General features: G+C 46.0%; 8 protein-coding genes, 3 tRNA genes, 1 rRNA gene and 1 CRISPR repeat array. Of the genes, 10 read left to right on the top strand and 2 right to left on the bottom strand.

Annotated features, from left to right (window positions below; all coding sequences use genetic code 11):
- The first annotated feature begins 31 nt into the window (after positions 1–31).
- The 4 genes from rrf (at position 32) to EKM94_RS11505 (ending at position 448) form a co-directional block, all read left to right on the top strand.
- Positions 32–148: ribosomal RNA gene (rrf, locus tag EKM94_RS11520) — 5S ribosomal RNA — on the top strand.
- Between the two features lie 5 nt (positions 149–153).
- Positions 154–226 (top strand) — tRNA-Asn (locus tag EKM94_RS11515).
- A gap of 72 nt (positions 227–298) precedes the next feature.
- A tRNA-Glu gene (locus tag EKM94_RS11510) sits at positions 299–370 on the top strand.
- Between the two features lie 5 nt (positions 371–375).
- Positions 376–448: transfer RNA gene (locus tag EKM94_RS11505), tRNA-Thr, on the top strand.
- 219 nt (positions 449–667) lie between these two features.
- Here the strand turns inward: EKM94_RS11505 and EKM94_RS11500 are convergent.
- Complete coding sequence (locus EKM94_RS11500) at positions 668–907, bottom strand: hypothetical protein (protein ID WP_125602097.1); 240 nt, start codon at positions 905–907, stop codon at positions 668–670.
- 190 nt (positions 908–1,097) lie between these two features.
- Positions 1,098–3,656 (bottom strand): CRISPR-associated helicase Cas3', encoded by a 2,559-nt coding sequence (gene cas3 / locus EKM94_RS11495; RefSeq protein ID WP_125602094.1) that lies wholly within the window; start codon positions 3,654–3,656, stop codon positions 1,098–1,100.
- 269 nt (positions 3,657–3,925) lie between these two features.
- On the opposite strand from cas3, the gene cas5c reads away from it, so the two are divergent.
- From cas5c to cas2, 6 genes are read left to right on the top strand one after another with little or no spacing between them, the layout of a single operon-like run.
- Complete coding sequence (gene cas5c, locus EKM94_RS11490; RefSeq protein ID WP_125602091.1) at positions 3,926–4,642, top strand: type I-C CRISPR-associated protein Cas5c; 717 nt, start codon at positions 3,926–3,928, stop codon at positions 4,640–4,642.
- The gene (gene cas8c / locus EKM94_RS11485) at positions 4,639–6,546 is read left to right on the top strand and encodes a type I-C CRISPR-associated protein Cas8c/Csd1 (RefSeq protein ID WP_125602088.1); all 1,908 of its coding nucleotides are present in this window, start codon (positions 4,639–4,641) and stop codon (positions 6,544–6,546) included. Before cas5c ends, cas8c begins: the two co-directional genes overlap by 4 nt.
- Positions 6,539–7,393, top strand: a complete 855-nt coding sequence (gene cas7c, locus EKM94_RS11480) for a type I-C CRISPR-associated protein Cas7/Csd2 (protein WP_125602084.1) — start codon at positions 6,539–6,541, stop codon at positions 7,391–7,393. Before cas8c ends, cas7c begins: the two co-directional genes overlap by 8 nt.
- A gap of 12 nt (positions 7,394–7,405) precedes the next feature.
- The gene (gene cas4 / locus EKM94_RS11475) at positions 7,406–8,065 is read left to right on the top strand and encodes a CRISPR-associated protein Cas4 (RefSeq protein ID WP_125602081.1); all 660 of its coding nucleotides are present in this window, start codon (positions 7,406–7,408) and stop codon (positions 8,063–8,065) included.
- Positions 8,062–9,090 carry a type I-C CRISPR-associated endonuclease Cas1c gene (cas1c, locus tag EKM94_RS11470; protein ID WP_125602078.1) on the top strand — a complete coding sequence of 343 codons (1,029 nt, stop codon included), beginning with the start codon at positions 8,062–8,064 and terminating at the stop codon, positions 9,088–9,090. The genes cas4 and cas1c overlap by 4 nt, the downstream gene beginning before the upstream one ends.
- Positions 9,091–9,094: 4 nt before the next feature.
- Positions 9,095–9,388: a CRISPR-associated endonuclease Cas2 gene (gene cas2, locus EKM94_RS11465; RefSeq protein WP_125602075.1), complete on the top strand. Its 294-nt coding sequence runs from the start codon at positions 9,095–9,097 to the stop codon at positions 9,386–9,388.
- A 174-nt stretch (positions 9,389–9,562) separates the two neighbouring features.
- A CRISPR array of direct repeats spans positions 9,563–21,344; the repeat unit is 33 nt; unit sequence GTCGCACCTCGTTTGAGGTGCGTGGATTGAAAT.
- Positions 21,345–21,394: the final 50 nt, after the last annotated feature.

Below are 21,394 nucleotides of genomic sequence, written 5' to 3'. Positions count from 1 at the left end.
GAGGGAGCGAAAGTTCTTTCAAAGTAAAGAGTGTGGTGGCGATAGCAAGAAGGATACACCTGTTCCCTTGCCGAACACAGAAGTTAAGCTTCTTAGCGCCGAAAGTAGTTGGTGGGAGACTGCCTGCGAGGATAGGGCGTTGCCACGCTCGATTCCGGTTTAGCTCAGTTGGTAGAGCGCTTGACTGTTAATCAAGATGTCGTCAGTTCGAGTCTGACAACCGGAGTAAGGAAACGGTCTGGCTGAAGGCCAGATCGCTTTTTTATTTAAAGTATTTCGGATTTCAGTGAAGTCCAATGGCCCCTTGGTCAAGTGGTTAAGACACCGCCCTTTCACGGCGGTAACATGGGTTCAAATCCCGTAGGGGTCATGAGCGCCGGCTTAGCTCAGCTGGTAGAGCATCGGTATCGTAAACCGAGGGTCACAGGTTCAAATCCTGCAGCCGGCATTAAGCGTTATTATCGATTATAAAAAGAGATTGAAAGTTGGGGTGCTATCAACTTTCAATCTCTTTTTTTTGGCTGGTGAATTAAAGTGAATCCTACGTTTAGATAGACCGTAAAGCACTGATTTGACCACTGTTTCTTCTTTGTATTTACGGAGCACGTTCGATTTATCAATTCATTTTTGCATACAAAAATAGTACTTCATCAGGATTGGGTGTTACTTAAAGATATTTAACACTTTTGCCAACCAAATCAGCCTTAACCATAGGTATTGCAATCGTATTAGGCAGATCATAGACCGTTTCTGGTTGATAAACAATGCCGTCAATTTCTACCTTCTTATAATCCTTGAGAGTTACTGATGGCGTATATTTATCTAAGGTTAGCAAAGATAGACCACCAACATCCCATTTATCAACGATTTCGTCCATTATTTTTTGACCTCCTTGTTCAACTGCCATTAACACCATACCAAACGAAGAATAAGTTTGCCAATTTCGAGGTTTTACCATATACTTATTTAGTCGTATTTCGTAGTTAAATTCGGAATATGCGGATTGAAATATATTTTTTGAAAGATTTGATTTCGTACAATAAAACTATCTCTTGTCCTTATGACAGGGGATAGTTTTTTGTCGTTTGTGTGTCTAGTTAGAAAAAGCTAAAGGTTAATTCTGGATTGCTGATATCCAATCCAAAGTCCTTGTTGTAGTTTTGATAAGCCTGATCCAGTGTTTCACGCCCCAAAGTTTCGCCAGACGGTGTGAAGAAGGGGATGATTTTCTGATCATCTTTAAGTTTGCGGTAGTCGCTATTACTGATAGAGAGCAAATAGCGTTGACTCCTCTTCATCAACCGATTTAATTCGCGAAAATCTAGTTTACTCTGGCTGAGTAGTTCATTAATGATTTTCTTGGCATCATCATTGTATGGCACGATAATCGCATGGCCGTTGTCTGCGATTACTTGAAAATTCTTGGCGATAGTTTGCCCACTAAAGGTCAAGTGTGGTCGCCAGCGCAAATCGCGCGGGAGATTTGTGCCACCGGCTTGGTTTTCCCCTAATAAGGGGTAGAGTGTGAGTCCACTGTTTAACGGATACCGTGTGGTAGCTTTTTTGATAATTCGTCGGTAGTAAGTTTGAAAATAGCACTCTTGCGTATTTGCGGTCAAAACCTCTGAACAATTCCTGTCGAGCATATCCAGGAGCCGCATTGTTGTTTGCCGAGCGTCGGTAAGTTCTTCCATTTTTGAAATATTTTCCTTACGGGGATCGGGGTTGATTAGATACACATCACCCAACTCTCGTTCGCCATTTCGGTTGCAGCGGCCCGCCGCTTGCGCAATTGAATCTAGTCCAGTAACTGAGCGGATAACGGCTTCGAAGCTAATATCAACGCCGGCCTCGATTAACGGCGTTGTAACGACGATGATTTTTTTACCTTGTGCGTCGATCAGACGGTCCTTGATCCCAATGATCGGTTGATCGCCAAAAATCGTGGTCCGGTCTGAGGAACCGTTAAGTAGGTCGAGCCGATGTTGGGGGCACATGTTGGTGCTTAGGTGGTAGATTAAGGTGTCTTCAGAACAAACCTGGCTAAGTTCTTGATAAACCTCGCGGACAATTTTTTTCGTATTTAGGACAATCAATAAATTATGATGGTGCTCTAGGGTTTTCTGACTGAAGTCAACAATGTCTTGGACGGAATAACTGCTTGATTTGCATTCGTTCATTACTTGGACACGTTGAAACTTTGGTTCCACCGCATCATAGTTAGTAATAAGATCTTTGTCAGCCGAAAAAGTCAGCGCGTTGGGAAGTGCGTCCAATGCTGGCTGTGTGGCTGTACATAAAACTGCTGTGGTATTAGCCAAGCGACTTAGATAATTCAAGGCAGCGTTGAACATCTGTAATGTTTTTGGTGGAAGGGCCTGAACCTCATCGAAAATAATGACGGCATCCGCAAGATTATGAAAACGACGAATATTCCGCGTTCCTGAACCGAAAATCGTGTTTAGAAAGGCAACTGTGGTGGTGAATAGGACGGGACCATCCCAAGTATCGTGGATCAGATCCACTCTTTCGCGTCTTTTTAACTCAGCGTAAGTAGGATTCGTCTCTGCAGCGGGATCGTCGAGAACGTTTGAATGGTGTTCCACCACGTAATCGGCCAGTTCTGGGCAAACCGCACCAAACATCTTCCGAAATACTTGCGCATTTTGTTCGATGATCGTTGTAAAAGGTTCAATAAAAATAATCCGTTTTTTCCCAGTTCTGAGAGCATGTTTTAGGGCAAATCGCATTCCAGTGAGTGTCTTGCCGCCGCCAGTGGGAATCATCAAGCGATAAATACCAGTTGGCCGTTCAGCTGCTTCAAAGGCTTCATCGGAAAGCTGAGCGCGTAGCTGATTGATCTTTGTTTGCGCGCTTGGTCCTTGTCGCATTGCTTGATTGTTTTGATCAAGGATTTCTTGATACCTTTTTAGAATATTAATATTGTCTTGTTGATACGCATTCCGGTTCATTTCAAATAACATTGTATTGGTGCGATCTGCATCAATCAACGCGCTGTAAATATTTTGATTCATGAAATATAGGTCGTCCAGATCAGCATTAGGATCAGTTGGCCGCAGTAATCTGAACTCAGCGGTCGCTTGGGTTAGCAATTCTTTGATTTCTGTTTCGGACTTGATTAGCTTAAAGAAACGTTCTTTGGTCGGCTCAAACTCGGTAAAACGAGCTTTTTGTGCGGCTAGGTCATTAAGCTCCAGACGCGTAATGAAAGAAGGTAATTCAGCTGTGACCCCGGGAGTCAAGAAGTCTCGAATAGAACGAGAATGATGTGAAACAATGGCATTGGCAATCATTTCTGCAATTTGTTGAGTTTGAGGGGGCATCGATTGGGCGATTTCTAGTAGTAACAAACCTCCAGCATAACTATGGTCGATTTCACCTCGCCGAACATGCTGCGGATCGGCTACAGCCTTGCGTAGATAATTTTGGAATCCGTCGGAGAACTTACCACAGTCATGAAGTAGTCCGGCCAAATAGCAAGCAGTGGACAACCCAAATGATTGACCGTACCCGGTGGCAAGCTCGGCCGCCTGGTTGAGATGGTCGCTCAGTAGCTGGTCTTGGGCGTCAATGATTGAACCGTCAGAACTTTTTGTTAGCCGGGTATGGGCGATGAAGGTTGAAATTGAATCCATAAAGATCACTCACTTTCAGAGGTTGAATTAGTTAAGGCTAGTTTACTACAGGCAAATTTGTTTTACAATATATATACTTCATATTATTTGAAAAATTAGATTAGTGTTGACAGCGGGATAATTGTAGCTTACAATGTGATCATCAAAGAAAATAAGAGGTGGTTGATACGAATCAAGGTAAAAAATCCGGAAAGCCCTTTCATTGATGACAATTTAATTATATCATTAGATTGTCAAATCTATTATTTTTTAGATAGGAGGTTGCTATATTGCGGAATCAGATAGTATTTCTTGTTCATGGAAAATACGCGTTGTTTACTGATCCTTTGACGCGAATGGGTGGTGAAAAGGAATCATATCAAATTCCTACCTATGAGTCACTCGTGGGCGTTACTTCGAGTATTTACTGGAAGCCAACTCTAATTTGGGTCATTGATCAAGCTCGTGTGATTAAACCAATTCAGATGGAGTCCAAAGGAACACGCCCAATGGATTATAACAATAGTTTTAAATCAAATCTGAGCTACGTTAGCTATTTGCGCGACGTTTCTTATGAGGTCAAAGCACATTTTGAGTTCAATAAATTCAGGCCAGATTTATCCGCTGACTGGAATGAAAATAAGCATTACGAGTTAATGAAACGAAGCATTAGAGCTGGCGGCCGACGAGATATTTTCTTGGGAACAAGAGAATGTCAAGCATATGTTGAGCCATTGACTGGTTTTGGTGAAAATCCCAGTGCTTATGACGATATTCCAGAAATGAATTTCGGCTTGATGTTTCACGGGTTTAATTATCCGGATCAGACTGGAAATGATCAACTGGATGCCCGTTTTTGGAAGGCATCAATGAAACATGGTGTTATTGATTACCCTCGTCCGGATGCGTGTGAGTTTGTTCGCTCAAATGTCCGAAAGATGTCAGCAAAGGATTTCAATGATCATAACTTTACTTATGTTGATCGCGAAATGGGGGATGAGTCATGACATTGTTTGGCGATTTACTACAAGTTTATGATTCTAACGAGGAACAGGTTGGACAAACGGTCGTGCTTGGTAACAGAAGGGCGAAATTATTTCCGCTGGGAACTGGAACACAGCAGGCTCAGATACAAGTAGTCATTGATCAAGAGGGCGGATTTAAACGTGCGGAGGTTATTCCTAAGGAAGATGCTCCAACCATTGTTCCAATGACGATTGAGTCCGCCAATAGAACTTCAACACAAAGCGCCCCACATCCGATTCATGACAAACTGAAATATGTTGCTGGTGACTATTTAGAGTATGGTGGTAAGAAATCCAAAATAGATTACCACCAAGACTATATGAATGCGCTGGAAGCCTGGGTGAGTTCGGAATATGCTCATCCTAGGGTTGCAATGGTTTACGAATACTTGAAAAAGGGCACGTTAATTCATGACCTGGTTCGTTCAGGCGTTCTTGTTGTTAACGATCAGATGCAGATGGTGAAGACCTGGCCAAAGGAGGATAAGGAAAATAAGCCCGCAATTCTTTCGGTAGTGACTGGCAATGATCAACTTAGTAGCTTTGTTCGCTTTGATACCATTGCTTTAACACCTCTGTGGGAAGATGAAACTGTGTTTGAGTCCTTTTTCAAGTTCTTTATGGCGACCTTTAGCAATGCCTCTGGGCTAGATTATGTTACTGGTGAGAATACCATTTTGACCGAGAAAAACCCAAGATTTATTCGCTATTCAAGTGATGGTGCGAAATTAATCTCTGGAAATGACTCTTCTGGTTTTACTTTCCGTGGTCGTTTCTCTGATAAGAAAGAGGTTGCTCAGATCGGCTATGTTACCTCACAAAAGGCTCATAATGCATTGACTTGGTTGATCACATTGCAAGGTTCTCAAATTGATGGTCGAGTTTACTTGACGTGGCTAGATCGCAAACTCAGTCCGACACTTGACATCACAGGCGGTTCTTCGAACTTCTTGGCTATCAATGAGGGAAGCGACGAGCTACCCTTGGAATCGAATGTTATGTTTGGTCAAGAATTGGGTAAGGCTATCCATGGTTATAAAACAAAATTAAGCCGTAGTAACCAGATAAAGCAGGCTCATGTATTACAATTAGACGCTGCTGTACCTGGTCGTTTAGCGGTCCTTGACTATCAAACAATCGATTTGGAGAGGTTCTTTGGCAATCTGGAATATTGGTATCAGTCAGCCAGTTGGCATGCTTTCGCCAAAATTAATAATAAAACGAAGTTAAGTTTTGGCGCACCATCCCTGAAAAGAATCGCGCGGGCAGCCCTAGGGGAGAATGCTTCTGATGCCTTGATCAAGAATATTGTTTCGACCCTAGTGCCATGTGTTGTGAACCAACGTCCGATTCCTTATTCGGTCGTTCAAAGCATCAATAATCGGGTTTGCCGTCTCAATTCTTTTGATTCAATGTTTATGTGGCAAGACACATTAAACGTTGCCTGTGCGGTTAACCGTAAGTTCTATGAAAAGGAGGAATATACAGTGAGTTTAGACAAGAATTCAGATAATCGTAGTTATCTATTTGGCCGATTGCTTGGAGTGATGGACGTGGTTGAATCGCGTGCGCTCTGGGCAAAGTCGAATAATCAAGGTGGGGGCTCTAGCACTCGTGCGACCAATGCGCTTCGGTACATGCAGACTTTCAGTGTACGCCCCGAAAGTACGATGAAAACGATTCATGAAGCGCTGGTTCCGTATTTGGAAACCCTAAATAATCGTGGATTTTACCAAAAGGAGATTGGCCAAATCATGGACCAATTCAAGGGCGATGACTATAATGATCGTCCACTCAACGGCACATATTTACTCGGCTTTTATTCACAGCGGCAAGAATTAAATCAGAAAAAACAACAAGATGCGGAGGTAGCTAAGAATGACTGAATTCCAACATAAAATTGACTTTAAACTGGTCTTTGCGGCACACAATGCCAACCCCAATGGTGATCCACTTAATGGAAATCGCCCACGTCAAAATTTCGCTGGCTATGGTGAAGTATCCGATGTGGCAATCAAGCGTAAAATCCGAAATCGTTTGCAGGATTTAGGCAATCCAATTTTTGTCCAGTCTAATGATCGCAATGACGATGGACTGGATAGTTTACGCGCTCGAGTAGAATCAATTCCTGAACTTAAGAAGAATAAGGATGCGGATGACTATGCTCGGATTGCTTGCGCGACCTGGTTAGATGTTCGGGCGTTTGGTCAAGTCTTTGCTTTTAAGGGCGATGCTAGCAAAGGCGTTTCTGTACCGGTCCGAGGCCCGGTTTCAATCCAAATTGCTGAGTCTGTCAATCCAATTACCATCAATGATATGCAAATTACTAAGAGCGTCAATTCTGAGCCAGGTGGTGGCCGTGGATCTGATACTATGGGAACCAAGCACTTTGTCGATTTTGGTTATTATGTAGTCAATGGCAGCATCAATACGCAGTTGGCTGAAAAGACGGGGTTCAGCGAAGAGGACGCCGAGCAAATCAAACAAGCTTTACTGACATTATTTGAAAATGATGCCTCATCAGCTCGGCCAGAAGGCAGTATGGAAGTTGTTAAATTATTCTGGTGGACGCACCCCTCTAAATTAGGTAAGTACCCCGCAGCACGGGTTCATCGTTCGGTACAGGTTGTGCCAGTTGACAGTGACATCGTGCCAACCAAGGCTGATGATTATCGACTAGAAGTGGTTGATGAATTGCCAGGTGTGACTAGGAATGTTTATCCAGAAGATTAGTGGGAAGTTTTGATGGAATATGATGAGCAGGATTTTTTAATGATTTCTGGGATCCAGCATTATCAGTTCTGCCCGCGTCAATGGGCACTGGATCATATTGAACACCAGTGGCGTGAGAATTACTTGACCACTGAAGGACATGCGATCCATGAACATGTTCATGATGCTGCCGTGAAAGAGAAACGTGGAAATTTGCTGATCACCCGAGGTATGCCGGTCCAATCGCGTCAATTTGGTATTTATGGTGTTTGTGATGCGGTTGAGTTCCATCGCGATAAAGAAGCCGGAGTAGCCATTTTTGGTTACTCCGGTTCTTGGTTACCTTGTCCAGTTGAGTATAAGCACGGTCATCTTAAAACAGATCAGAGTGATCAAATGCAGTTATTGGCAGAGGCAGTTTGTTTGGAAGAAATGCTAGTATGCCAGATCGATTATGGCTATCTTTATTTCAACGAGACTCATGCTCGGGTGAAAGTTGAGTTTGATCCGGCATTGCGCCAACAGTTTAGTGAGATTTGTACGGCGATGCATCAGTTGTGGCAACGGCAGTACACACCGAAAGTTCGACCATCCAAGAAATGTCAACGTTGCTCTTTACAAGAGTTGTGTTTACCGCAATTAACCGAAAAAGAGACCGTTAGTACTTACCTAAAGCGGAGGCTGTCCTCATGAGGAAATTGCTAAATACGATTTACGTTAGTTCCCCAGAAGCTTATTTAGCTTTAGACGGAGGAAACCTAGTCGTCCTTATTGGTGAACAAAAAAGTCGCGTACCACTGATCAACATTGAATCGATTGTTTCCGTGGGCTATCGAGGTGTTAGCCCGGGATTAATGCGCTTCTGTGTTGAACATCGTATCAGCTTGGTCTTTGTTTCACCAACGGGTCGGGAGACCTGTCATTTAGTTGGAGAGAATAATGGCAATGTTCTGCTACGAAAAAAACAGTATGCGCTTTCTGAATCAGCAGATGATTGCTTAGAAATCGCTAGGAATTTCATTATCGGTAAGATTTATAACCAACGCTGGGTAATTGAACGGGTGACGCGTGATCATGCTGAACGAATCGATCAAGCGACTTTTAAACAAATTTCTAGTGAGTTACAGCTTGCTATTGACAAATGTCTTGCCGCAACCGATATCGATTCTCTTCGGGGAATCGAGGGACAAACAGCTAATCGTTATGATCTGTTGTTTGATCAATTCATCTTGCAGCAAAAAAGTGATTTCCGTTTTTATGGTCGTAGCAAGAGGCCGCCTTTGGATCGGGTCAATGCTTTATTGTCGCTGACATATACGATGTTGGCTCATGAGTGTACAGCAGCGTTGGAAAGTGTTGGGTTAGATGCTTATGTTGGGTTCATGCACACAGACCGCCCTGGCCGAGCATCATTAGCACTGGATCTCATGGAAGAGTTACGGGCGCCGCTGGCTGACCGTTTTGTGCTTCGCCTGATCAATCAGAAAATGATGCGACCAAATGATTTCATGGTCAAGCAGGATGGAGCGGTTTTGCTAACAGATGACGCGCGCCGACAATTTTTCACTTTTTGGCAGAATCGTAAGAATGAAACCATCACACATCCGTATTTGGGTGAAAAAATTGAATGGGGCTTGATTCCATACACGCAGGCTTTGTTATTAAGTCGATATTTACGTGGCGATTTGGATCAATATCCACCATTCCTGTGGAAGTGAATAGATGTTAGTTGTTGTTGCTTATGATGTATCATTGGCCGATAAGAATGGTGTGCGCCGGTTAAGACGGGTCGCCAAGAAGTGTGAGGCTTACGGTCAACGGGTGCAGAATTCAGTCTTTGAATGTTACTTGGATTATGACAATTATGTTAAACTAAAGGTGGAATTATTAGCGTTGATTGATCAGAAAGTTGATAGCCTGAAGTTTTATCAACTGGGTAAGAATTATGCGAATAAAATTGAGACCTTTGGGGCTAAGCAAGTATTTGATCTGCATAAAGATACACTGATCTTTTAAGTTGCGGGTGCGAGCTAGAGGCAAACATAATCGGCCTAGTGGGTTCGCACAACAAATAATGATAAATGTGCCTAATAATTAGAATTTCATCTCATCGTTTATCGTTGAGTATCGTCAAATTACCTGTTTTTTATTATTATCAGAATTTTTCGGCGATTTTTGTATAAAATCGCGGTCGCACCTCGTTTGAGGTGCGTGGATTGAAATTTTTTGCCCGCAGTATCAGAGATCTTGCCCGCATGTCGCACCTCGTTTGAGGTGCGTGGATTGAAATATCGACGTATTTGGTGGCGGTGGGAGTATTAGTGTCGCACCTCGTTTGAGGTGCGTGGATTGAAATAGTCTGATAATTCATTATACCACAAAAGGCTTTGTCGCACCTCGTTTGAGGTGCGTGGATTGAAATTTTGTGTCCTAATTCTTCTGCCATTTATTTCCGTCGCACCTCGTTTGAGGTGCGTGGATTGAAATGCCAAACTCTTTATTAAATCGTTCAATTGATGGGTCGCACCTCGTTTGAGGTGCGTGGATTGAAATTGAACCGTTCCGTACGCTGCTCTGCCGTCTGTAGTCGCACCTCGTTTGAGGTGCGTGGATTGAAATAAAAGTGGTTGCAATTAGTTGCATATGTGGTATTGTCGCACCTCGTTTGAGGTGCGTGGATTGAAATCTTCACCTTCATGCGTTCGACCATTACACGCTCAGTCGCACCTCGTTTGAGGTGCGTGGATTGAAATGCCCGTTGCCTGGATCGCCTTGGCGGTGGCAGCGTGTCGCACCTCGTTTGAGGTGCGTGGATTGAAATCATTTGTTGGCGGCGGTGAAATTAAAATATCTGTCGCACCTCGTTTGAGGTGCGTGGATTGAAATCGCAGTCATGAGTCCTGGCTACATCTCAGCCAGGTCGCACCTCGTTTGAGGTGCGTGGATTGAAATAATTTCGTCCGTGATGGTCTCTTCTGTCTCTAGTCGCACCTCGTTTGAGGTGCGTGGATTGAAATGTATCCGTACTGAGGCAGCGTCAATAGACGAAGTCGCACCTCGTTTGAGGTGCGTGGATTGAAATAAACACGCAGCGACACGTTGGCTGAACTTGACCGTCGCACCTCGTTTGAGGTGCGTGGATTGAAATAATCGACACAAGCATGGGCGATAGCAAACCATTGTCGCACCTCGTTTGAGGTGCGTGGATTGAAATAGCTCAGATGGTACTAAAATTTGGCAAAAGACGGTCGCACCTCGTTTGAGGTGCGTGGATTGAAATTTGAGACTTAGCTCGTTCCAAACGCCAGCCTTTAGTCGCACCTCGTTTGAGGTGCGTGGATTGAAATAGTTAGACCGACCGCATCGGTATTTAACGCTTGTCGCACCTCGTTTGAGGTGCGTGGATTGAAATAGTTGTTCGCTGGTCGCGTGCAGCCGAATATAGTCGCACCTCGTTTGAGGTGCGTGGATTGAAATGATCGGAAAGATTAGAGATTCCGCAAGTAAAAAGTCGCACCTCGTTTGAGGTGCGTGGATTGAAATAGACGCGTTAAATGACAGCGATAATTATTGGTAGTCGCACCTCGTTTGAGGTGCGTGGATTGAAATGCCCGTGCATGGGTGCTAGGTGTCTGGCGTGTTGGTCGCACCTCGTTTGAGGTGCGTGGATTGAAATTCGAGATAGAGTGTGACGACTGACTTTGTCAGGGTCGCACCTCGTTTGAGGTGCGTGGATTGAAATTTGCGTAAAAGTACGTCCAACCTTGCTTATACCGTCGCACCTCGTTTGAGGTGCGTGGATTGAAATATATATTTTTGGCCTCCAATTTAATAAACAAAGTCGCACCTCGTTTGAGGTGCGTGGATTGAAATTTTGCGGCCAAGAAGGCGAAAATTGATTCCAAGTCGCACCTCGTTTGAGGTGCGTGGATTGAAATTGAAATACCAGATGATACGGCCAAGTAAGGGCGTCGCACCTCGTTTGAGGTGCGTGGATTGAAATACCGCTGTGGACTTCAAGGAGAAGAAGCACACGGTCGCACCTCGTTTGAGGTGCGTGGATTGAAATGCGTTATTGTCTGATCACTTTAACTATGTTTTTGTCGCACCTCGTTTGAGGTGCGTGGATTGAAATAAACTTCGTACAAAAGTTCAAAGCTCCAGCAGCGTCGCACCTCGTTTGAGGTGCGTGGATTGAAATAAAAAAAGGTATCCGCCAGATTGATATTGGGTATGTCGCACCTCGTTTGAGGTGCGTGGATTGAAATTTTTACTTCTGCGTAACTGTTTAAATCCTGTGGTCGCACCTCGTTTGAGGTGCGTGGATTGAAATTGGCGGTGTGGTGCCCTTGAGCTCCAGCCCTGGTCGCACCTCGTTTGAGGTGCGTGGATTGAAATATATAAAGGCGGCCTGCAAGATCCGCGCCACTTGTCGCACCTCGTTTGAGGTGCGTGGATTGAAATAAATCAATTACATCTTGACGTTTAAGTAAATCGGTCGCACCTCGTTTGAGGTGCGTGGATTGAAATGAATGACTGCGATAACGTATTGATGACTTGATATCGTCGCACCTCGTTTGAGGTGCGTGGATTGAAATACGTTGAAAAGAAACCATCGAAGAGAATGATCCGTCGCACCTCGTTTGAGGTGCGTGGATTGAAATTGGATCAAAGGTATTGATTTAAACGACTATAAGTCGCACCTCGTTTGAGGTGCGTGGATTGAAATAATGCGCGCAAGTCGTTTTCTATGGCAAAGAGTGTCGCACCTCGTTTGAGGTGCGTGGATTGAAATAACGCCTTGGGCTAGTGTGTCCCCAACAATGGCGTCGCACCTCGTTTGAGGTGCGTGGATTGAAATAACCCGTCCGCCGTCTAGTCCGGCCTTTAACTGTCGCACCTCGTTTGAGGTGCGTGGATTGAAATAAAGATGGTCGCGGGGGAGATGGACTTGACATTGTCGCACCTCGTTTGAGGTGCGTGGATTGAAATTCCCTATTATAGGCGTTTATTTTTTTGCTAGTGTCGCACCTCGTTTGAGGTGCGTGGATTGAAATATCAAGAACTTTATGAATCCTAGAATGGCTAGGTCGCACCTCGTTTGAGGTGCGTGGATTGAAATAGTTGTGGTGTCGGCAAATTTGAACTGTTTATGTCGCACCTCGTTTGAGGTGCGTGGATTGAAATTGCTAGTCATTGATGGTCATCTGGAGGGCCGGCTGGTCGCACCTCGTTTGAGGTGCGTGGATTGAAATATGACTCAGCTGCAATACTTGGCGACAAAAGGCAGTCGCACCTCGTTTGAGGTGCGTGGATTGAAATCAAACCATGAAAATTCTCTGTCATCGGATCCGTGTCGCACCTCGTTTGAGGTGCGTGGATTGAAATATTAAATTTAAATTGTATTCCGTTATGTCGTCGGTCGCACCTCGTTTGAGGTGCGTGGATTGAAATATAATAACCCATATCGCTTAGTGCTTCTACAATCGTCGCACCTCGTTTGAGGTGCGTGGATTGAAATTTGGCGTGATTACGTCGGTGTCTAGCGCTGCATGTCGCACCTCGTTTGAGGTGCGTGGATTGAAATCTCCAAGGAAAAGAGAATAATTCTCGAAGCGTTGTCGCACCTCGTTTGAGGTGCGTGGATTGAAATACTACTCAAGAAGCAATGGGTATTGATCCTATGTCGCACCTCGTTTGAGGTGCGTGGATTGAAATAAATCCGTTTAGTGCGATGGTTGTCCTATCTTGGTCGCACCTCGTTTGAGGTGCGTGGATTGAAATACCTCACTAATATAAAATAATAACCGGCTTTGCGTCGCACCTCGTTTGAGGTGCGTGGATTGAAATAGGCAATTGGCAGACTTGATTCTTGGCTTGGTAGAGTCGCACCTCGTTTGAGGTGCGTGGATTGAAATTACAAGCCGGCCCTCTGCTGGAGTTTGCTATCAGTCGCACCTCGTTTGAGGTGCGTGGATTGAAATATCTAGCGTAAAGCCTTCGCGCTTGTTGCCGTGTCGCACCTCGTTTGAGGTGCGTGGATTGAAATTAACGTTGACCCCGTCCGCCCGCTTGTTTTCCGTCGCACCTCGTTTGAGGTGCGTGGATTGAAATATTTTAACGCGCCTCCACAATCTCGGCTTGATCGTCGCACCTCGTTTGAGGTGCGTGGATTGAAATTATTCTCATTCTATCGTACGCGCGTTCGTTGTAGTCGCACCTCGTTTGAGGTGCGTGGATTGAAATTCTTCAATTGCATCATCAATGCTGTCTAAAGTATGTCGCACCTCGTTTGAGGTGCGTGGATTGAAATCTATGTAAAGCCGCCTCGATTCGCAAGATAATTTGTCGCACCTCGTTTGAGGTGCGTGGATTGAAATTTAACACGAGTAATGGCGCTAACTAGTGGAGAAGTGTCGCACCTCGTTTGAGGTGCGTGGATTGAAATGCGGCTGTCGTAGCATTGGTTGCATCGGTTGCTGTCGCACCTCGTTTGAGGTGCGTGGATTGAAATATTTTTTGCAGAGTCAGTTTTCTTCTGCCATAGTCGCACCTCGTTTGAGGTGCGTGGATTGAAATCTTATTATATGCAGCACTAGACACCGAAGTGATGTCGCACCTCGTTTGAGGTGCGTGGATTGAAATTGTTGTGGTTTCCTTACCGGTTCTAGTGTTGGTAGTCGCACCTCGTTTGAGGTGCGTGGATTGAAATCGCTTGAACGAATAACGCCATTTGAGCCTTTGTGTCGCACCTCGTTTGAGGTGCGTGGATTGAAATAACCCGCGCTGGATAAGCAGGTTGTCCAGACGGCGTCGCACCTCGTTTGAGGTGCGTGGATTGAAATTTAGTGAATTGTTTAACAAGCAAGTACCGGACGTCGCACCTCGTTTGAGGTGCGTGGATTGAAATAACGTTGCCGGCGAAATGGATCAGATCCTAAAAGGTCGCACCTCGTTTGAGGTGCGTGGATTGAAATTGGCACGATCAAAACCGTTTTCAACGCGATCAAGTCGCACCTCGTTTGAGGTGCGTGGATTGAAATTGGGATCTAGCAAAATCCCCACAGCTGACGACGTCGCACCTCGTTTGAGGTGCGTGGATTGAAATTTAAGATGCTTGATCCCTGCTTGACCAGTGCCAGGCGTCGCACCTCGTTTGAGGTGCGTGGATTGAAATAGTGTAACCCATTTGTGCGAGCTCCCCGGCGTTGTCGCACCTCGTTTGAGGTGCGTGGATTGAAATACAATGTTATGAGCGGCATTTATTACAATTGACGTCGCACCTCGTTTGAGGTGCGTGGATTGAAATAACTAATAGATCCATTTACTACCCTCCAATCGGCGTCGCACCTCGTTTGAGGTGCGTGGATTGAAATAGCACAGGCACGACCAGTTCGTGGACGCTTTTGTCGCACCTCGTTTGAGGTGCGTGGATTGAAATAATCATTCTGCAGGAGCCTTTGCCTATGCGGATGTCGCACCTCGTTTGAGGTGCGTGGATTGAAATAAGAATGGAAGGACGTGACAATCGCCGACAACTGTCGCACCTCGTTTGAGGTGCGTGGATTGAAATCGTCATCTGGGTCATTGACATCACTCGCAATCGTCGCACCTCGTTTGAGGTGCGTGGATTGAAATAATCAGATAGCTACCTACTGGTAATTGCGCCAAGTCGCACCTCGTTTGAGGTGCGTGGATTGAAATATTCTCCATCCGCGTTTTGCCGGCAAAGGGGTCGTCGCACCTCGTTTGAGGTGCGTGGATTGAAATATCTGCCATGTCTAGCAGCCACTTATCGTAATCGTCGCACCTCGTTTGAGGTGCGTGGATTGAAATCACGACAGAATCGACCAAGGCAACGCAAAACGCCGTCGCACCTCGTTTGAGGTGCGTGGATTGAAATCATAAACTTGCTTGCCATCGCTAAACACCTTTGTCGCACCTCGTTTGAGGTGCGTGGATTGAAATAGCTCGATATAGCTGTAGCCATGGTAATTATTGTCGCACCTCGTTTGAGGTGCGTGGATTGAAATACCTATATTGCCGACTTAAGCGGTTCACAAGGGTCGCACCTCGTTTGAGGTGCGTGGATTGAAATAAATCCGTTTAGTGCGGTGGTTGTCCTATCTTGTCGCACCTCGTTTGAGGTGCGTGGATTGAAATATGGCTCCTCCTATTGGGCATCTCACCCAAGCGTCGCACCTCGTTTGAGGTGCGTGGATTGAAATGTTGTAGCCGGTATGGTTGCGGCAATACTTGCTGTCGCACCTCGTTTGAGGTGCGTGGATTGAAATACGAACATTATTCTCGAAATCATCAATCAAAGCGTCGCACCTCGTTTGAGGTGCGTGGATTGAAATCAGAATCTGGGCCCAGTCTGTGATTGGGCCCGTGTCGCACCTCGTTTGAGGTGCGTGGATTGAAATTCGTGGCTTATAACGCTCCAACGTCAGTTTCAAGTCGCACCTCGTTTGAGGTGCGTGGATTGAAATCACATCACCATACACCTCCCCCACAGTCGCCGTCGCACCTCGTTTGAGGTGCGTGGATTGAAATATGTATATTACTTTGTTTGTGTCCATCATGATGGTCGCACCTCGTTTGAGGTGCGTGGATTGAAATCCACGCAACCAAGACTTTGACGGCGTCCTGGAGTCGCACCTCGTTTGAGGTGCGTGGATTGAAATCAGGCATCCACGTTTTTGCGCTTGAGATCACCGTCGCACCTCGTTTGAGGTGCGTGGATTGAAATATGAGATCCCTGGCGACCGGTGGCCAAGGGAAAAGTCGCACCTCGTTTGAGGTGCGTGGATTGAAATTTTTAGCCCCTATCAGTGCAATCTTTTACACTGTCGCACCTCGTTTGAGGTGCGTGGATTGAAATGTCCAAATCGGTACAGATATGCTTGTCAAATTGTCGCACCTCGTTTGAGGTGCGTGGATTGAAATCCATCGGCACTATATTTCGCTAACAAACGTCCCGTCGCACCTCGTTTGAGGTGCGTGGATTGAAATACCAATTTATCAGCATCAGTTTCTGATTTTGGTCGCACCTCGTTTGAGGTGCGTGGATTGAAATATACTAATCTGTTATAGTCCATTAAAAAAAGCCAGTCGCACCTCGTTTGAGGTGCGTGGATTGAAATTACGCCTAGCAACAACGACGAGCTCATGACTGGTCGCACCTCGTTTGAGGTGCGTGGATTGAAATAAGACGAGATTGGCAATGACATTATTGATTTCAGTCGCACCTCGTTTGAGGTGCGTGGATTGAAATATAAAGAAACCGCGGTGATCAATATTCGTTCGAGTCGCACCTCGTTTGAGGTGCGTGGATTGAAATCCACAGCAATTTGCGGCACGCGAGTTTTGCTGGTCGCACCTCGTTTGAGGTGCGTGGATTGAAATTTTGGTCAAATTTTGGTCAAATTTAGTCAGCCGGGTCGCACCTCGTTTGAGGTGCGTGGATTGAAATATAGGATTGGCGCCCGTTGATTTTAGCGGTACTGTCGCACCTCGTTTGAGGTGCGTGGATTGAAATCAGCCGCGCGTGGGCTTGATCGATTAAATCACGTCGCACCTCGTTTGAGGTGCGTGGATTGAAATATTCCCTCCGTTTCGAGATCCCGTTTTGCAAGTGGTCGCACCTCGTTTGAGGTGCGTGGATTGAAATTCGGAGTTGATTTAAGAACCCATTCTTGCGCCGGGTCGCACCTCGTTTGAGGTGCGTGGATTGAAATCGAAAATTGAGATCCTGGGTAAAGGTGGCGGCAGTCGCACCTCGTTTGAGGTGCGTGGATTGAAATAAACGATCAGCAATTGCACTTTTGACAAACGAATGTCGCACCTCGTTTGAGGTGCGTGGATTGAAATTACGGCTTGATTTGCCGCGGTCGTCGCATTGGTGTCGCACCTCGTTTGAGGTGCGTGGATTGAAATAGCGATGGCAATCACCAGCTCGATTAGCGCAAAGGTCGCACCTCGTTTGAGGTGCGTGGATTGAAATTTGGCCACTTCGTCAGTCGAGGCGATCAGACTGGTCGCACCTCGTTTGAGGTGCGTGGATTGAAATTAAAAGGTAATTCCACAGCCCCAGCATTACGTTGTCGCACCTCGTTTGAGGTGCGTGGATTGAAATATATATTTCTCAATCACCTTTGAGGAACGGAATGTCGCACCTCGTTTGAGGTGCGTGGATTGAAATAAAATCGCGAAAAATTAACACCTTATAAAATTGGTCGCACCTCGTTTGAGGTGCGTGGATTGAAATAAGATCAGCGAGGCTTTGCCGGCGTTTTCGATTGTCGCACCTCGTTTGAGGTGCGTGGATTGAAATAACACGGCAATTACTAATCTAGATTTGAATAAGTGTCGCACCTCGTTTGAGGTGCGTGGATTGAAATAATCACTTTTGCAAAAACGATCGTCTTGCCTGTTGTCGCACCTCGTTTGAGGTGCGTGGATTGAAATACGAACTGATCTATTGACCTGGTTCGCTAAAAAGTCGCACCTCGTTTGAGGTGCGTGGATTGAAATATTCATGTTTATTTTAGTGTACCCTAACAACTCGTCGCACCTCGTTTGAGGTGCGTGGATTGAAATAACTCGCAGGCTTTTGACGACCTGAACTAACGAGTCGCACCTCGTTTGAGGTGCGTGGATTGAAATCAAATAACCGCCGCGAATGTTGAATTGCGTGTGTCGCACCTCGTTTGAGGTGCGTGGATTGAAATACCGCGACGGCAAGTGGGAGCCAGCCTTCCCGAAGTCGCACCTCGTTTGAGGTGCGTGGATTGAAATTTTTTTCCGCTCCTCATATAGCTCGTGGAGCTCGTCGCACCTCGTTTGAGGTGCGTGGATTGAAATAAGCGTCTTAAGCTTGCTACTACTTGCTATAAGTCGCACCTCGTTTGAGGTGCGTGGATTGAAATTGGCTGGTCGTAAGGCGTTAGGGTTTAAAAACACGTCGCACCTCGTTTGAGGTGCGTGGATTGAAATTGACAGCCTACAAAAGTTTACTCAAACAATGGGGTCGCACCTCGTTTGAGGTGCGTGGATTGAAATCTGGTCTTATATTGTGATAATAAACTCAATATCGTCGCACCTCGTTTGAGGTGCGTGGATTGAAATTTTATAAACTCAACAAAATGTATTTAAACTTAAGTCGCACCTCGTTTGAGGTGCGTGGATTGAAATTCTGCTGAGTTATCAATCGTAAAATATTGACATGTCGCACCTCGTTTGAGGTGCGTGGATTGAAATTAACCGCTTCCGCCGCCTTGTTAGGGTCTGAACCGTCGCACCTCGTTTGAGGTGCGTGGATTGAAATATTTTTAGCGCCCCCTAAAATTTTTGTCTGAAGTCGCACCTCGTTTGAGGTGCGTGGATTGAAATAAGCATTCTTAGGCTTGCTACTGCTAACTAACGTCGCACCTCGTTTGAGGTGCGTGGATTGAAATACAAGGTGCAAGAATTAACACCTGATGATAAAGGGTCGCACCTCGTTTGAGGTGCGTGGATTGAAATAGATCATCGATCTCTAGGCGGTGACAGGCAGGGCGTCGCACCTCGTTTGAGGTGCGTGGATTGAAATCAGCTGGAACTAGCGGCGTCAATTTTTTAATAAGTCGCACCTCGTTTGAGGTGCGTGGATTGAAATACACAAAATTTGGTTACTCGCTACCACGCCGAGTCGCACCTCGTTTGAGGTGCGTGGATTGAAATAAACCGTTTGCCAGTGGTACGGGCACAATATGGGTCGCACCTCGTTTGAGGTGCGTGGATTGAAATCGCTACTATGCAAGCCGTTGATGATGACGGGTTGTCGCACCTCGTTTGAGGTGCGTGGATTGAAATAAGAATGGTATGAGTTTAATATGGTAACCTATTCGTCGCACCTCGTTTGAGGTGCGTGGATTGAAATTCAACCGAGAAATGGGACAGCTTACCCAGTGCCTGTCGCACCTCGTTTGAGGTGCGTGGATTGAAATCACCACTCAAATCCGATCGGCGCGGCAGTTTTTGTCGCACCTCGTTTGAGGTGCGTGGATTGAAATACATCTCAAACACTCCTCGCATAAAGGACTCTTGGTCGCACCTCGTTTGAGGTGCGTGGATTGAAATTCGGCCCAGCCTGCGAAGGCCGCCGGGCCGCCGTCGCACCTCGTTTGAGGTGCGTGGATTGAAATATGTCCACTGTCAAGATATTGGTTAAGTTCATGTCGCACCTCGTTTGAGGTGCGTGGATTGAAATATGGAGCGGCTACGCTCCGAACTAGGTTGGTGAGTCGCACCTCGTTTGAGGTGCGTGGATTGAAATCCAGTCTGCCAGGCTTTTAGAGCTAACACCTAGCGTCGCACCTCGTTTGAGGTGCGTGGATTGAAATGAAAGTCCATAGCCGCCCCGCCCTTGTAACTCGTCGCACCTCGTTTGAGGTGCGTGGATTGAAATACAAAAACGAAGACTGGGCAAAAATTGTGGTCACGTCGCACCTCGTTTGAGGTGCGTGGATTGAAATCGAAGGATTTCTCGAATGGCTATCTGGCATTGACGTCGCACCTCGTTTGAGGTGCGTGGATTGAAATTTTGGCGCAATTAGGGCTAATCAGATACGTGAAGTCGCACCTCGTTTGAGGTGCGTGGATTGAAATGGTCAAAAGATTCTTTGACGATCGGCGATCAAAAGTCGCACCTCGTTTGAGGTGCGTGGATTGAAATCACATTCGCAAATAAATATGCCAGCCTGTTTCTGTCGCACCTCGTTTGAGGTGCGTGGATTGAAATAAAGTGATCAAACAAATCACGGTCGGCGCTTTGAGTCGCACCTCGTTTGAGGTGCGTGGATTGAAATCAACCCAGATAATCGATCCTTAGCTACCCGCAGTCGCACCTCGTTTGAGGTGCGTGGATTGAAATTGTTGAGCTAGAAGGTGAAAAATACCGTCTTAACGTCGCACCTCGTTTGAGGTGCGTGGATTGAAATGCCGACTCAAGCCAGATTGTGGCTTTGTCCTGGTCGCACCTCGTTTGAGGTGCGTGGATTGAAATATCGTCAAAAAGATGGAGCGCACACGCTACCAGCGTCGCACCTCGTTTGAGGTGCGTGGATTGAAATTTGGGGTCACCGCGACGCCGGATCGTGGCGATAGTCGCACCTCGTTTGAGGTGCGTGGATTGAAATCGGCTGTCTGTGTTAGCACCATAGAAACACTGGGTCGCACCTCGTTTGAGGTGCGTGGATTGAAATGTACAAGCCGGGGAAATCGAACCGACTTACACAGTCGCACCTCGTTTGAGGTGCGTGGATTGAAATTTAAACCTTGGGTCGTCGTCGGGCGCATCGAGTGTCGCACCTCGTTTGAGGTGCGTGGATTGAAATACAATTCACCGCCAAGCAGATCGCCGCTGTCAGGTCGCACCTCGTTTGAGGTGCGTGGATTGAAATCAGATGACCATCAACCATCAGACAGCCGCCCCTGTCGCACCTCGTTTGAGGTGCGTGGATTGAAATCCATGACTGTAATAATATAGTCGTCGTACGCAGTCGCACATCGTTTGAGGTGCGTGGATTGAAATCGGCTCTCAACGATATGTTAGTACCGGTTGCGGGTCGCACCTCGTTTGAGGTGCGTGGATTGAAATCTTGACAATTGAACATTACATACCAGCCCTAAGGTCGCACCTCGTTTGAGGTGCGTGGATTGAAATCAATAGCAATTTGCGACAGGCTGATTTTACAGGGAGTCGCACCTCGTTTGAGGTGCGTGGATTGAAATGCTGGTTTGAAATATGCGAAGCGTCTTTTGCAGTCGCACCTCGTTTGAGGTGCGTGGATTGAAATACCCAGAAGTCAGTTGACTTGTTACAAGTAGAGTCGCACCTCGTTTGAGGTGCGTGGATTGAAATAACGTCTAAATCACCATACCACTCATAAACACCGTCGCACCTCGTTTGAGGTGCGTGGATTGAAATTTAAGCCGCTAACGGAAAACGGCTACGAATTGCGTCGCACCTCGTTTGAG

This window comes from Lapidilactobacillus achengensis, from assembly GCF_003946655.1.
In the GTDB taxonomy this organism is placed as follows: Bacteria; Bacillota; Bacilli; order Lactobacillales; family Lactobacillaceae; genus Lapidilactobacillus; species Lapidilactobacillus achengensis.
Note: the sequence above shows the minus strand (reverse complement) of the source record. Positions and strands in the feature narration are given on the sequence as shown.

Excerpts from the sequence above, each read along its gene's own strand:
- EKM94_RS11500 (WP_125602097.1), bottom strand. The coding sequence starts at position 907 with ATGGCAGTTGAACAAGGAGGTCAAAAAATAATGGACGAAATCGTTGAT.
- cas1c (WP_125602078.1), top strand. The coding sequence starts at position 8,062 with ATGAGGAAATTGCTAAATACGATTTACGTTAGTTCCCCAGAAGCTTAT.
- cas2 (WP_125602075.1), top strand. The coding sequence starts at position 9,095 with ATGTTAGTTGTTGTTGCTTATGATGTATCATTGGCCGATAAGAATGGT.
- cas8c (WP_125602088.1), top strand. The coding sequence starts at position 4,639 with ATGACATTGTTTGGCGATTTACTACAAGTTTATGATTCTAACGAGGAA.
- cas3 (WP_125602094.1), bottom strand. The coding sequence starts at position 3,656 with ATGGATTCAATTTCAACCTTCATCGCCCATACCCGGCTAACAAAAAGT.
- cas4 (WP_125602081.1), top strand. The coding sequence starts at position 7,406 with ATGGAATATGATGAGCAGGATTTTTTAATGATTTCTGGGATCCAGCAT.
- cas7c (WP_125602084.1), top strand. The coding sequence starts at position 6,539 with ATGACTGAATTCCAACATAAAATTGACTTTAAACTGGTCTTTGCGGCA.